The sequence below is a fragment of the Peribacillus sp. YIM B13482 genome, assembly GCF_042787975.1.
In the GTDB taxonomy this organism is placed as follows: Bacteria; Bacillota; Bacilli; order Bacillales; family DSM-1321; genus Peribacillus; species Peribacillus simplex_A.
This window is the reverse complement of record NZ_JBHZPF010000009.1, coordinates 23,262-37,939: the sequence shown is the minus strand read 5'-3', so window position 1 is coordinate 37,939 and position 14,678 is coordinate 23,262. Positions and strand designations below refer to the sequence as shown.

The window sequence follows — 14,678 nt, the reverse complement described above, 5'->3', positions numbered from 1 at the left end:
TAGAGTGATCAATTAAGGGGATGCCCAATAAGTCCTTAAAATTAAAACGAATTGTTACAAAGTAAATGATGCCCGCTATTTTTTCCTGAAGAAAATCTTATTTTCAATGCTGTCATTTTATAAACCCAAAAGAAACTCTCTGAAATTAATTGATTATTCTGATAATTAACCGCCTAAAAGCAGTGAAGTTATACTGAAATTCACTGCTTTAATACGTATTTTTCAAAAAGACCAAAATGAAAATTAATATAGTGCCTTTCTTTCTATATATAATGGAACCTGTACATGCCAGGAAACCATATTTTATTCTCTATGCGAGATGTCACGTGTTCGGTCAGTTTTCCCACTATTTGTTTAAGCCGTTCCGTTTCCTCTTCATTTAAGACGCTATAAAAGTCACGAAAGATTTTGGCGAAACACTTATTGATGGAATGATAGGTTTCCCTTCCACTTTCGGTTGATTGGATAAAAACGACCCGCCGATCATCCTCACTGTGTACCCTCTCAATCAATTTCTTCCGTTCGAGCCGGTCAATTAGCGCAGTTCCTGCTGCAGGTTTGATCTTCAAATGATTCGAAACATATTTAACGGCCATGGATTCATTGAAGACTATTAATTGCAATGCCCGATACTGTACTGAGGTTAAATCATATTTAACCAATAACGGTTCCACCAATTCCTGTGAGAGACTGCTTAGTTCTTTGATTTCTATATGTAAATTGTACAATTCACCTGAATGCATGTTTGACAATCCTTTCTTATTGACAACTATCCATCTAAAACTATAACATAATTAACGTATCAAAAAATTAACCATACGAATTAAAATGGTTATTGATCTATAAAGAGAGAGAGAGGCTGTACATGTCAGCAGAGCAACGTAAAAAGATCATTATCCTAATGATCAATATGTTTATAGCAATAGGAAGTTTCGGTATCATCATTCCCATTTTACCAGCATACCTGGCCTCCATTAATCAAGGCGGTACCGCCGCTGGCCTAATGATTGCCATTTTCGCAGGTGCACAACTTATCTTTTCACCAATTGCCGGAAAATGGACAGACCAATTCGGGCGCAGAAAAATGATTATTTATGGGTTGGTCGGTTTGACATTATCCATGTTTATTTTTTATGCAGTCAATTCCATTTGGTTATTATATGCTTCGCGTATCATCGGCGGGATCGGTGCCGCATTGCTTATACCGGCAATATTTGCTTATGTAGCTGATATCACCACATTTGATCAGCGCGCTAAGGGCAATAGTTTAGTATCTGCCGCCATGTCCCTAGGTATTGTAGTCGGTCCGGGAATTGGAGGATTTCTAGCTGACTTTGGCTTGAAGTTTCCCTTTTTGATTTCCGCGCTTGTATCCCTGTCTGCAGTGGTATTTTCCATTTTTGTTTTAAAAGAAAGCGAAACGGCACAAGTTACTCAACCCATGGATGCAAAATCTGAAACGATGGTTCGGAAGATTGCCCTATCCGTGAAAATGCCCTATTTCACCCCACTCATCATTACACTTGTAATGAGCTTTGGTTTAATGGCATATGAGTCTGTAATTGGGCTTTATCTTGATAATCAATTCAATTCAAGTCCTAAGGACATCGCCGTAATGGTTACAGCCACAGGTATCGTCAGTGTAATTGTACAATTGTTTGTCGTCGACCGGATTGTACGCCGTTTTGGGGAAGTGAATGTGCTGAATATCTTTATCAGTGTTGCAGCCATCGGTTTCCTCCTATCACTTTTTGCTTCAAGTTACCTGATTTTCTTTTTAATCTCACTTATCATCTTCCTTTCCACCTCCATCTTACGTCCAGTTCTTAACACACTGATTTCCAAGATGGCAGGAAATGAGCAGGGCTTTGCAATGGGTATGAATAATGCGTATATGAGCATCGGAAATGTGCTCGGACCCACACTTGCCGGAATGATGTATGATGTGCACATTACCTATCCGTTCATGTTGGGCCTTTTCCTCTTATTCATCACTTTGATGATCACTATGGCTTGGCAAAAGCGATCTCTTCATGCAAAGGCATTATCCTAGACCTGAAGAAGGTACTATCAATTTTATTCATTTAACAAAAACCCCGAGTAGCTGCCGCTATTCGGGGTTTTCGTTATGATTTTTATATCCTTTCTGCTTGTAATCGAAATCCTCCAAAATAGTATATTCACGAGTATTTGCTTCGAATTCACGAGTAAATGCACGAATCTCACGAGTATTTGCTCCAATTTCACGAGTAAATGCACGAATCTCACGAGTATTTGCTCCAATTTCATGAGTAAATGCACGAATCTCAGGAGTAACGCTTCAATTTCTTGAGTATTTGCTCCAATTTCGTGCGTAAACAGCTCAAAATCTTCTGGAAAGCTCGAATTCACGAGTATATGCGATATATATAGGTTTGATTTCCCTAATAAACCAGGAAATCAGGCATTTGACCATAATAAAAAGCGGCCTTTTTCCGCTTGGAAGGGAATTAGGCCGCTTATCATTCCGTTCTTCTCATTTCATATTGTTATAAGGGGCAAATGGATTTCATTTAATAAAAACCGCTTTCTTCCCCTTACTGCTTTCGAAAGCCGCATCAATGATTTTAATCACCGATAGCCCCTCCTGAGCAGTGACTGGAGCTTTTTTCCCGTTCAATATACTATCGGCAATTGCCTGGTAATACGTTAAATAAGAACCATGCAGAGTTTCAATGGTTTCATGTGTCTCATTTTCACCTTCAACGGTAACCAGCTTGCCATAAAACTCAGGTTCATCTGAACCCCAAGAGCCATCCACCGGTTTTTTCCCCTCACTCAACGCCACCTCTTGGCAATCAAGACCGTACTTGATAAATGATCCTTTACTTCCATGCACTTGAAACCGCGGTCCATTACCCGGTACGATCGAGCCTGAATGCAATATCACTCTCAGCTTTTCATATCCTAATATCACATGGAAATAATCATCCGTTTGGGCATTCTCTTTTTGCGAAAATACATCTGCCCAAACGAATTGCGGCAACCCAAACAAATACAAGGCTTGATCGATCAGATGTGATCCTAAATCAAATAGCATACCTGTTCCTGGGCCTGGTTTTTCCCTCCATCTATCCCTGACCACCGGCCTGAATCGATCATAATGGACCTGGTATGTATTGATTTCCCCAAGCACTCCATCATCAATAAGTTTTTTAACCGTCAAAAAGTCATTATCCCATCTCCGGTTATGATAGACGCTTAATAGCAGATTCTTTTCCTCGGCAATCTTAATGAGCTCCTCTGCCTCCCAAGCTTCCACTACCATCGGCTTTTCCAGGATGACATGCTTCCCGGCTAACAAGCTTTGCTTGGCCATTTCATAATGTAAACCACTCGGTGTTGTAATAACAGCCAAATCGATGGACGCATCTTCAAGAATATCCTCTAAGCTGCTTACCACCTCCACATCCTTCAAATCTTTTTGGACTTTTTCCTTTTTGGAGCTGACTACTTTCGTTATTTGAAATTCCCCTAAAACACTTAGTAATGGCGCATGAAACGTAGCCCCTGACAATCCATACCCAACTATACCGACTTTAATTTTTCTCATTCGTTCCCTCTCGCTTTCTTGTTCCTCTGATACAATCATAAAACTGATTTTATGCTTTATTTTTCATCATTTGTCCGGATATGTTTGTCTCAAAAACTTTACAGACTGATTAATCAATTCTTTCAAAACATTAATTTCGATATCTGCCACTTTATTGATGTATACACATCCTTTTCCGGTGGTGTGTTTTCCAAATGCCTGTAACAATTCTACCCTTCTTTTGTCGCCCGGAGTAAAATATAGACTGATTTTTGCTTTACGAGGTGAAAAGCCAACTAGAGGGGCATCACCTTCGTGACCAGATTCATATTTATAATGATAGGTACCGAAACCAATGATGCTCGGTCCCCACATCTTTGCCTCAAAACCTGTCGTTTCGGTAAAAATATCTAATAATTTATATGCGTCTTCACGTTTTTTTAGATTATCGACTTTCTCAATGAACTCAGTGACACTGCTGTCAGTTTCTTTGGTTTTTGGTTTATACATGACCGGAACCTCTCCTATACTAGTAAAAATTCAAAAGATTTCCTTTGCCAAAAACTTAATACCCTAGACGATCGTGTTTTTAGCGGTGACGTGTATGTATGCAGCTAAAACATTAATTTTCGATGAAATCCTAACCATTCAATTGCATGACGGACGAGCTTCATTACTAATTCTCCAAGCCTCATGGCAAATCCTTTAATACAATACCCTTAATATATTATAGAACATCGATTCGTTTTATTCTAATTTAAGGGCAAAGTGTATAAAGGTATATTTACTATATTAGGATTCGATTAAATGAAAATCGATTTATTGGTACGTTTAAAACGGTACTTTTTCATAAAAATCTCTACGATCAGAAAAGATGAGAAGGAACAATACTGACCGTAGATTAGAGTAAATCAATAGTTGCATGAAAGAAGGGAATTGGAGAGCAAAATAACAGTTTAACCGGTTCCCTATTGCCGTCGGATCTTTTCAATTTCATCGGCTATGAATTGCACCTGTGTCCCTACGATGACTTGAATGCTTTGGGGACCAACGATATTAATTCCTGCAACCCCTGTTGATTTGATTTTATTCTGATCGACAGCTCCCATACTCTCCACTTCAACTCTTAAACGGGTAACGCAGTTATCTACAGTTGTTACGTTAGCGTCTCCGCCCAGCCCCTCATAAATTGCAGAGGCCATCCCAAAGAATTTACTCTGATTAGACCCGTCTAGACTGCTGCCTGCTTGTGCACTCGCTCCTCCACCATCAAGCTCATCTTCTGTATCATCTTCTCTTCCGGGTGTCATTAAATTAAATCTTGTTATCAAGAAGCGGAATAAGAAATAATAGATAACGGCGAAAGCCAGTCCTTGAAGAAGCAGCATATATGGTTCATTTGCCATTGGTAATCTTGAACTTAAAACAAAGTCAATGAATCCTGCACTAAAACCAAACCCTGCTGTCCATTGGAAGGTCGCAGCAATAGCTAACGAAATTCCGGTTAATAAGGCATGCACCACAAAAAGGGCTGGTGCAACAAACATGAAAGCAAATTCCAATGGTTCAGTAACGCCTGTAAAAAACGAAGCGAAACCTGCAGCGAGCATTAATGATGCCACTTGTTTTTTCTTATGGGATTTTGCCGTATGGTACATCGCAAGAGCTGCTGCTGGCAAACCGAACATCATGACGGGAAAGAATCCGGCTTGGTACATGCCTGTGGTTCCTTTTATTCCCTTTCCAGCCCAGAAATTGCCGATATCATTAAGTCCTATTACATCGAACCAGAAAACGGAATTTAACGCATGATGTAAACCTGTTGGTATCAACAGCCTATTGAAGAATCCATAGAGTCCTGCTCCAGTAGCACCCATTTCACTTATTCCTTCTCCAAATATAACTAACCAGGAGTAGATGAGTGGCCATACGAAGAATAATATAAGGGAAACAAGTAACATGGCAACAGCAGTAAGGATGGGGACAAGTCGTTTACCGCTGAAGAAAGCGAATGCATCCGGCAGCTCGACCTTACTGAACCGATTATACATAGCTGCAGCTACAAGCCCTGAGAGAATTCCGACAAATGCATTTTTTATTTTCTCAAATGCTGGATTTACATCTTTTGCATCAATTCCCTGCAGCATCGCTACCGAGTCCGTAGAAAGCAATGTCGTTATGACCAGATAGGCTACCAGCCCGCTCAAAGCAGCGGCCCCATCTTTTCCTTTCGACATCCCCAACGCTACCCCTACAGCAAACAAGATAGCCATATTGTCAATGATCGAAGAACCTGCTTTTATTAAGAAAGCTGCTAACGGACTTCCGGCTCCCCATCCTGCTGGATCTATCCAATAACCGATCCCCATTAAAATGGCGGCTGCCGGCAATACGGCTACTGGCAGCATCAAGGAACGTCCAATTTTTTGAAGATAATTTTTCATCTCGCTTTCCTCCTGACAATTACTGATTTAGGGCAAACCCCTATATTCTATTAGACAACGGTTCCTTCCATTTTAGAACTTCATTTCATTTTTAAATTTGGCTATATGCAGGAATAAAGTCTTAGCGATTTACTCCTCCATCGAAAGTTAATAAAAAAAGAAAAGTCCAACCGGACTTTTCTTTCACTTTTATTTATAGAGCAAGTAATTTTTGCGAACCTTTGTAAAAGCATCCTGCTTTACTTGATATTCTTTCATGATTTCATCTACTGATGAACCTTCTTCAATCCTTGACTTTACCCAGCCATTGCCAATCAATAGGTTGAAATTGTAGGCTGCAAGGAATTCGAAATCATCTGGGTATAGATCATGGATGGTCTTGATGATATGAAGTCCAGTAGGAACAGCCTTGAATTCCGCTCTATCCGTTACATAAATTTCGACTCCATGGCTGAGTTTACCCGCATGCTTTGAAAACGTAGGGGTAAAAGAGGCGGCCCTGAATTTTACGCCAGGTAACCGTAATGCATTTAATTTCCCAGCAAGTTCATCGCTGTTTATATGGGGAGCACCAATCAGTTCGAATGGTTTAGTCGTCCCTCTGCCTTCCGAGACATTCGTTCCTTCGATCAATCCTGTAGCGGGGTATACGAATGATGTGGATACGGTCGGCATGTTCGGTGACGGCAAGACAAAAGGAAGCCCAGTATCGTCATAATCCATATCTCGTTTCCAGCCTTTCATCTTGATGACCTTTAGATCGGCTCCAATTTTAAACTCCTTATTGAACAAAGTCGCGAGTTCACCAACTGTCATCCCATGTTTAAGAGGAATTGGGTACATACCAACAAACGATGAGAATTCTGGTTCAAGTACAGGTCCATCTACCGATTCCCCTCCTTGTGGGTTCGGCCGGTCCAGCACGATAATGGGAATATCATTTTCTCTTGCTGCTTCCATTGCATAAGCCATCGTGTAGATATAAGTGTAATAGCGTGTTCCGACATCCTGGATATCAAAGACAAGGACCTCAACATCTTTTAACATTTCAGGTGTCGGTTTTTTCGTTTTACCATATAAGCTATAGACGGGCAAACCTGTTTTTTCATCAATATAATATTCAACACTAGCACCAGCTTGCGCATCTCCGCGCACTCCATGTTCGGGACCAAATAACGCAGTCAAATTAATATCCGGATCGTCATGTAGTAGATCGACAATGCTGGTTAATTTAGAATCGATGCCAGTTGGATTCGTAATTAGCCCCACTTTCTTTCCTCTTAACACGTTCTTTTCTTCTTTTAAAAGGACTTCAATTCCCGGACTGACCTTTTGATTTTTCTTCTCCTTAACAGCCGTCACACTTTTTGAGGAAACGATGCCGAAAGCAAACAGGCAAATGGTAAATAATATAATTATTCGTTTCAAATTATTTCCCCCTCCATTGTTTAATGGGTTTTCCTGATTTGATATCTAATCCATATCCAAGTTTATAAAGGCTTTCAGAGGGTTTAGTCACTGATGGTATATCGACCGGCAAAGTTCCTTTAGGTTTTGATCCTCCAAAAATGGTCGAGATGCCTGCCGGAATATTTGGCTGTCTATAACGCCCATTCGAATACCCTTTAAATCCGTAAACAGCAAGCACCGCTTTTGCTTCTTCAAAATTTGCAACATCATAAGGGTTTCTTAAACTCATTAAAACAAATTCTTTATCTTGCTTCTTAGCATGATTCATGACCGCTCTTGGGAAGGCAGTTGCCCACTTCGAAGAATCTTGAACGCTATCATCGATCACTCCATCATTGACAGCCGGATCGTTTTTGACAATATAGGAACCAGTAATGACAAAGTCTGATTCATCAATAAGTCTAGCCACTTCATCTGTAAATGACTTTTCCGAAAAACTCACACCCGTTATTTGGACTTTCTTTATTTTCTTTTTATCAGCTAATTCGCGGATGCTCCTTGACATTGATTCAACTTGATCATCAAAAGGAGCAAGCACTAAAACTTTTTCATTTTTCTTAGGTTTGAAAGGCAAAGTTCTTCCTTCATTTTTTAATAGTGTGATGGCATCTTCCGCAATTTCCGTTTCTTTTTTCAGATGATCTTCATTCCCGACCACTTGAAGCGCGGTTTTGATCTTTTTATCGCTTGGAGTTTTATCAGGGTTTAAAATCCCTCTTTTCACTTTTAGTTCAAGTATCCTCGTTACAGATTGATTGACTTGAGCTATAGGAATTTCGCCGCTTTCCACTGCTGCCTTCACTGCATTGAATACAGTGGTTATATTCTTTTCCATTTGGAGCGAATTTACTTGTGCAGGCATCAATGCAATATCAACACCCGATTTCAGGGCAAGGACCACAGCTTCTTCCTGTCCGAAGTTGTCCGCGATGGCTTTCATATTCAAAGCATCTGTAACCACAACACCGTCAAAACCCATTTCTCCACGTAAAAGATCTGTAATGACCTTATGTGACAACGTTGCAGGAACCATAATTTCTTGACCGTCTTTTTTACTGATATACGTAGTGTTGTCGAATGCAGGGAATTGAACATGTGCAGTCATCATCATATCCACTCCAGCATCGATGGCCTTTTGGAAAGGAACCAACTCGATGGAACGCAAGCGCTCTTTATCATGAGAGACAAGAGGGAGACCATAATGACTATCGACTGCTGTATCTCCGTGGCCAGGGAAATGCTTTGCCGTTGCTATCATGTTCTGATTTTGCAATCCATTTATCGTTTGAATGCCCAACTTTGATACAAGTTCCGGTTCAGAACTGAAGGAGCGAACGCCAATAACTGGATTTCCGGGATTATTATTGACATCGACAGACGGCCCAAAATTGACATTTATGCCAAGTGACGACAGTTCCCTCCCGATGATTTCTCCAGTTTGGTAAGCGTAATTCTCATTTCTGGTTGCACCAAGCGCCATATTACCTGGAAGGTTCGTTCCGGTTTGAAGGCGGGTTACGATTCCACCTTCCTGATCAATCGTTATGAACAGCGGAAGGTCTTGGCTTGCCCTCTGCAAACCATCCGTGAGCCGAACCGTTTGTTCGGTGTCGACTACATTCTCAGCGAACAAAATCACACCGCCTAGATGATATTTTTTAATGATGCTTGCAATTTCTGAGTTCATTTCAATAAACCCTGTGGCCTCCACCTCTTCTTGTTTTTTCCAATTACGAAAATCCGGCATGAGCATTTGGCCGACTTTTTCATCAACTGTCATGTTTTCAACGATTTTCTGAACGTCCGATGCTGAATTTTCGTTCTCTAATCCCATTGCAGCCGCATTCCCTCCCAGAATGGATATAACCAAGAATAATGCGATTCCAGCTGGGACACATATCCTTATTATCATTTAGGCTTCCTCCCTTGTTTACCTTTAAGTTCTTGTAGTAACACTTCCATATCCAGTACCATGAAAGGGGTAAATGAATGGAAATGATCTAAATAGATCCTATAAAGAAATCAAGGCAGCATCCGGAATCCCATCAGCCGCCTCTTTAACAAGCCTTCATGTAATAAATCCGTTTATCCCAGTATCATTGATCGTTCGATCTCACTTTCCCTTCACTCAACAGTTCTATGGATTGACCAGGTTTTAGAAGGGAAAGCAAGGGAATATCTTCAACTATTACTCGCCCTATCACATTGACTCTATGATCAGCCTTCAGGTCTCTCCTGCAAATTTGAATCTCTCCCCGATACCTTCCGTAAGCATCATTGTCCATCGTTATGGATCCAAGGCTGCGTGTAACTGTATTACTCGGCACGATATTTGCTGAGACGCGGGTATTTTGCAGCCGGAAAACATCTTGAGAAACATCTGGCCTTAATTTATATTGACCGCCTTGCAAAAGTTGGGATTCCATTCTAATAGAAAGAATATTGAGATTTTTATAGACAGTTAGATTCTCAAGCAAATTATTCTCGGTTCCTTGATCTCCTACGTAAACTCCGTCCACATGCTGAAATAGCTCAACACCGGCAGCGTAAGGATTCATTAACCTGTGTTTTTCAAGCGTCGGAAGGCCATCGTGAAGAGGACTGCGTTTACTTCCAGCACCCGGGATGAAAGCAAAGATCGGTATACCGTATTTCTTGAATATTCGATTTTGTTCATGAAAGAATTCTTCCTCAAGGCCCGTTTCACGCCTTGGATAAAAGTTATGCCAAGCTATCAAACTTTCCGGTTCTACGCCGCTCCCGAGTATGGCTAGAAGTTCATCTTCATTTAACGTACTTGCATTCAGTGAGAGGGAAAACACCTTGGATAAAGATGTAACAGTTTCTCGATCAAACCCATCATCAAGTCGAATACCTTTAATACCCAATTGCCTTAAATCCGTAAATCTGCCAATCCCTAAATGATCAAGAGTGTTTAATGACACATCCGCATGGATTTCCATTCCATAGGAATCTGAAAGCTTTAAAAGCCTGATCATCCTCTTTACGAGGTCACCCTTTTCTTCAGGAATATGAAGCGAGGTAAAGGCCCTTTTCACTCCTAGGTTAGCAGCATGGTTGATTTGTGCTTCTGCAAGTGGGTCCTGTAGATAAAAAGAGATTCCGATCACTTGAATTCAACAGCCATTTCATCATTAAATCCAAACAAATACGTAAAAATAAATCCTGCTATATAGGAAATGAACAACCCAGCCAAGAATAGACCGATTTGATTTGGATGCACTAAAAAGGTAAGCGGCAGTCCAGAAACACCAATGGACGACGTCGCAATTCCGAATTGTGCTTGGAATGCCCCGCCTACTCCAGCACCTAGACAGGCAGTTAAGAAAGGCCGGCCCAGTGGCAGAGTCACTCCAAATATAAGGGGTTCGCCGATACCAAGCATTCCTGAAGGAAGGCCTCCGCCGATTGCCCTCTTTAAACTCGCTTTCTTCGTTTTCATATAGATGGCAAATGCCGCCCCAACTTGGCCTGCACCACCCATTGCCAAAATGGGAAGCAGCGGATCATCCCCGATAGAATTGATCAATTCTAGATGGACAGGCGTTAAACCTTGATGTAAACCAGTAATGACTAGGGGAAGGAAGGCCGCACCAAGCACGAATCCAGCCACAACACCGCCGAAGTCCAACACATTCAATAACCCTGTCGTAATGGCATCCGATAAAAACCCTCCTACCGGCATAAAAACAATGTAAGTGACAATCCCAGTAATGAGTAAAGCGATGGTTGGCGTCAAAATGATATCAAGTGATTGAGGAATGAATTTCCTGACCTGTTTTTCCACCAAGGCTATGAAAATAGCGGCAAAGAGGACTCCTATCAACCCACCGCGGCCAGGGAGCAAATTTTCACCGAACAGGGAAATGTCGCCGACAGCCGGATTGATGACCAAGATACCCGCCAACGCACCAAGTGCAGGGGATCCGCCGTATTCCTTAGCGGCATTGGTCCCAACCAAAATCCCCAGGTAGGCAAACAAACCAGATCCAATAACGGTTAATATGATGGCTAATTGCGATTCTGCTGCAAGCCACCCCGCTTGAACGGTCGCTTTTGTTATACCGGTAATCAAACCGGATGCCACTAAGGCGGGAATTAAAGGGATGAAAATACTTGCAATCCTGCGTAAAAAAAGTTTAAAAGGTTTTGCATTTTTTCTATCATTCTCTGATTTGTTCTTCGATGCCACCTCTTTTAAGTTCAAACCGCCGTAAGATTCCAAAAGCTTTTCAAATTCTGTATGAACCTTGTTCACCACGCCTGGCCCAAGGACGATTTGTATCGTTTCCTCTTCAATGACGCCCAGAACACCTTCCGTGTTTTTTATATCTTCCATGTTTACTTTTAAACGATCGATTGGCAATACCCTTAGTCTGGTCATACACTGTGCAGCATCGGCAACATTTGATGCCCCGCCTAATTTCCCCAATAACTCTTCTGCTAAACTGGCGTACTTATCCCCCTTACCCATTTAAAAGCCCCCTTTGTCAAATCTCGTAATATTCATTTATAACGATCCGTCATCGACTTGATTGCAGACTTGGTATTATCAATATATTGGACAGTCTCTTCATATTGCTCTGAAGCCATCCCCAAAAACAAAATATCAATCATATATAACTGCGCCAATCTTGATGATGTCGCTGCACTCCTAAATGGTGCTTCATTCGAAAAGGATGTATACAGTGTGGCGTCACACAAGGAAGATACCGTTGTTTGGCCAAAATGAGTCAGCCCGATCGTCTTGACACCACGTTCTTTAGCAAGCTTCAGTATATTGACAACTTCAGGTGTTTCCCCGGAGAATGAAATGGCAAAAACGATGTCATTTTCATCAGCATTTGCAATCAGGGTTGCAACTAAATGCATATCCGTAAAAGCCGTTGCCCCTTTATTGATACGAAGTAATTTTTGCTGAGCGTCTGCAGCAACTATATTCGAGGCACCCACTCCGCAAAAGTGGACGGTCTTAGCGTTCAGCATCAACGTTATCGCCTGTTTGAGAGTGTCGTGATCGATTATTTCAGATGTGTCTCGAATGGACTGAATCGAATTACTCGTTGTTTTTTCAACAATCCGATACAGTGATTCTGAGGGCTCGATATCCCTGTAGCCCTGTTCAACAGTCTTCATCAAATCTCCGGCAATCCTTATCTTCAAATCTTGAAACCCTTTTATTCCGAGAGATTTACACAACCTAATAACAGCAGCCCCGCTTGTTTGAGCAGAAGTACTTAATTCCTGTACAGTGCTGTTCACAACTTCATGAGGATTCTGAAGAATATATTCTGCTAGTTTTTGTTCTGATTGCGGGAGCTTGCTCAACATCGTCTGTATGATGGATAATCCTCCTGTAGCCATTGCTTCCCTCCTTAATCTTCATAGATCGAAATGGCTTTTCTGACATCTCCACCCGCTTTTTCTAGTAACTCCATTGCTTTATCATAATCTGTTGACGTTTTTATCATAACTATCGCTGGTTTAACTTGATTATTTGCTTTTTCAAGCATATTCAAAGCATGATCATAGTCAGCATTTGTTAAAGTTTCTATGATGCTAATTGCACGATCCTTCAGTTTTTGATTACTGACATTTACATCAATCATCAGATTTTCATAGACTTTTCCCAACCGGATCATGGTAGCCGTCGAGATCATATTGAGGACCATTTTCTGTGCGGTTGCCGCTTTCATTCTTGTGGACCCTGTTAAGACTTCCGGTCCGACCACCACTTCAATCCCTATATCAGCTGCTTCTGTGATGCTCGCGTTTTTATTGCATGATAATGCCACCGCTTTAGCCCCAACCATTCTTGCATACCGTAAAGCGCCTTTCACATATGGGGTACGGCCGCTTGCCGCAATGCCAATAACCGTATCATTTGCTGTTAGATCCACGTCGATTAAATCACATTCCCCAAACTCTTCTTTATCCTCCGCTCCTTCGATGGCTCGAACGAACGCCTTTTCCCCTCCTGTGATTATGCCAAGCACCCTATCAGGTGGTGTGCTGAATGTCGGTGGACATTCCACGGCATCCAGCACACCGAGTCTTCCACTCGTTCCTGCACCGATGTATATGAGTCTCCCACCTTTTTTTAATGATTCCAAAGCCCATTCAACTACCGTTTTTATTTCTGGCAAAACCTCCTGGACCGCTGCTGCCACTTTTAAATCTTCCTTATTGATTGCTGAAATGATTTCCATCGTATTTACACTATCGATATTCATCGTATCTTCGTTCCGTAATTCAGTCGTTAATGAACGCAGATGTTCTTCCATAGACAATTGAATCCTCCTATTATCAATTACTTAAATATAATTTCATCATTCAATAGATAATAATGAAATTTTATTTCATATTATATTCAATGATAGCGTTTTCATTACTTAGATACAAGATATTTTTGTGATGTTTTTTTAGTAAGCATTCATTTATTTCCTAAAAAACCATTGCCATTGCACATTATCCGGAATCCATGAAAATTTCATTACTCTGGATATAATGGTGGATATATAGCCTATTAATGTGCCGTAATTCACTCATAGGATCCTTCTTTTTTTGTCCTGACTTTTTCTACAATAAAAAACGTGTACTGTTCCCCAAATTTGGGAACGGTACACTCAAAGTAATATAACAAAATGCTAAACTAGGATACTTCGCCGGATCCGGGACACCTCCATCCCTTGACCCAGTTAACGGATGGGGACAACTTTCCCGAATTCTACTGCGCCTACGACAATTGTTAGTGCAAATCCTCCATTTTCATCAATCGACGAATTATAATCGACACCGCCATGCTTTTCCCAATATGGAAGAACGGCTTTCGTCCAGCCTTTACCCTATTGAGAATAAGTTGGTAACGCGGCAATTTTCTTGCCGAAAATATTCCATTGCCTATGTTGTAAAAGGTTCGATATACCCTTTATAATTCGGGTAATCCGAACGGTTAATGTATTTTCCGCTCTCGGTCACTGCCGGTTCACTATAATACTCTTTTGGAATGCCCGTGAGCCATTTAATTGCTGAATTGGAAGTCATACAAAACAAGACTCAAGGAATATGCCAAAATAAATCGTTATACTACCTAGATTCAATCGAAATTAAAATTCAAAATTGAATTATTTATGGCTCGAGTAAGATTTTTAAGTTCGTAATACAAGGATTTA

12 protein-coding genes are annotated in these 14,678 nt (G+C 41.0%); 1 reads left to right on the top strand and 11 read right to left on the bottom strand.

Going from position 1 to position 14,678, the window contains the following annotated elements; genetic code table 11:
- Window positions 1-263: 263 nt before the first annotated feature.
- The gene (locus ACFX4L_RS07095; protein WP_377404438.1) at window positions 264-743 is read right to left on the bottom strand and encodes a MarR family winged helix-turn-helix transcriptional regulator; all 480 of its coding nucleotides are present in this window, start codon (window positions 741-743) and stop codon (window positions 264-266) included.
- A gap of 122 nt (window positions 744-865) precedes the next feature.
- Here ACFX4L_RS07095 and ACFX4L_RS07090 point away from each other — a divergent pair, with 122 nt between their 5' ends.
- Window positions 866-2,053, top strand: a complete 1,188-nt coding sequence (locus tag ACFX4L_RS07090) for an MFS transporter (protein ID WP_377385167.1) — start codon at window positions 866-868, stop codon at window positions 2,051-2,053.
- 495 nt (window positions 2,054-2,548) lie between these two features.
- Here the strand turns inward: ACFX4L_RS07090 and ACFX4L_RS07085 are convergent, their stop codons facing one another.
- The 10 genes from ACFX4L_RS07085 to ACFX4L_RS07040 form a co-directional block, all read right to left on the bottom strand.
- The gene (locus tag ACFX4L_RS07085) at window positions 2,549-3,592 is read right to left on the bottom strand and encodes an oxidoreductase (RefSeq protein WP_377404435.1); all 1,044 of its coding nucleotides are present in this window, start codon (window positions 3,590-3,592) and stop codon (window positions 2,549-2,551) included.
- 66 nt (window positions 3,593-3,658) lie between these two features.
- Entirely contained in the window at window positions 3,659-4,081 is a 423-nt protein-coding gene (locus ACFX4L_RS07080) for a DUF1801 domain-containing protein (RefSeq protein ID WP_377385171.1), read from the bottom strand.
- A gap of 458 nt (window positions 4,082-4,539) precedes the next feature.
- Window positions 4,540-6,015, bottom strand: coding sequence for an N-acetylglucosamine-specific PTS transporter subunit IIBC (gene nagE / locus ACFX4L_RS07075; protein ID WP_377404432.1), 1,476 nt, complete (start codon window positions 6,013-6,015; stop codon window positions 4,540-4,542).
- Between the two features lie 189 nt (window positions 6,016-6,204).
- Window positions 6,205-7,443, bottom strand: a complete 1,239-nt coding sequence (locus tag ACFX4L_RS07070; RefSeq protein ID WP_377404429.1) for an exo-beta-N-acetylmuramidase NamZ family protein — start codon at window positions 7,441-7,443, stop codon at window positions 6,205-6,207.
- A gap of 1 nt (window position 7,444) precedes the next feature.
- Window positions 7,445-9,397: a glycoside hydrolase family 3 protein gene (locus ACFX4L_RS07065; protein ID WP_377404426.1), complete on the bottom strand. Its 1,953-nt coding sequence runs from the start codon at window positions 9,395-9,397 to the stop codon at window positions 7,445-7,447.
- A gap of 184 nt (window positions 9,398-9,581) precedes the next feature.
- Window positions 9,582-10,616 (bottom strand): MupG family TIM beta-alpha barrel fold protein, encoded by a 1,035-nt coding sequence (locus ACFX4L_RS07060; protein WP_377385179.1) that lies wholly within the window; start codon window positions 10,614-10,616, stop codon window positions 9,582-9,584.
- On the bottom strand, window positions 10,613-11,980 hold the full coding sequence (locus ACFX4L_RS07055) for a PTS transporter subunit EIIC (protein WP_377385181.1): 1,368 nt from the start codon (window positions 11,978-11,980) through the stop codon (window positions 10,613-10,615). Before ACFX4L_RS07055 ends, ACFX4L_RS07060 begins: the two co-directional genes overlap by 4 nt.
- Before the next feature lie 32 nt (window positions 11,981-12,012).
- Entirely contained in the window at window positions 12,013-12,870 is an 858-nt protein-coding gene (locus ACFX4L_RS07050) for a MurR/RpiR family transcriptional regulator (protein ID WP_061462994.1), read from the bottom strand.
- Window positions 12,871-12,881: 11 nt separating this feature from the next.
- Entirely contained in the window at window positions 12,882-13,796 is a 915-nt protein-coding gene (gene murQ, locus ACFX4L_RS07045) for an N-acetylmuramic acid 6-phosphate etherase (RefSeq protein WP_377404423.1), read from the bottom strand.
- 610 nt (window positions 13,797-14,406) lie between these two features.
- A complete protein-coding gene (locus ACFX4L_RS07040) occupies window positions 14,407-14,550 on the bottom strand; it encodes a hypothetical protein (protein ID WP_377404420.1) in 144 nt (47 codons plus the stop codon).
- Window positions 14,551-14,678: the final 128 nt, after the last annotated feature.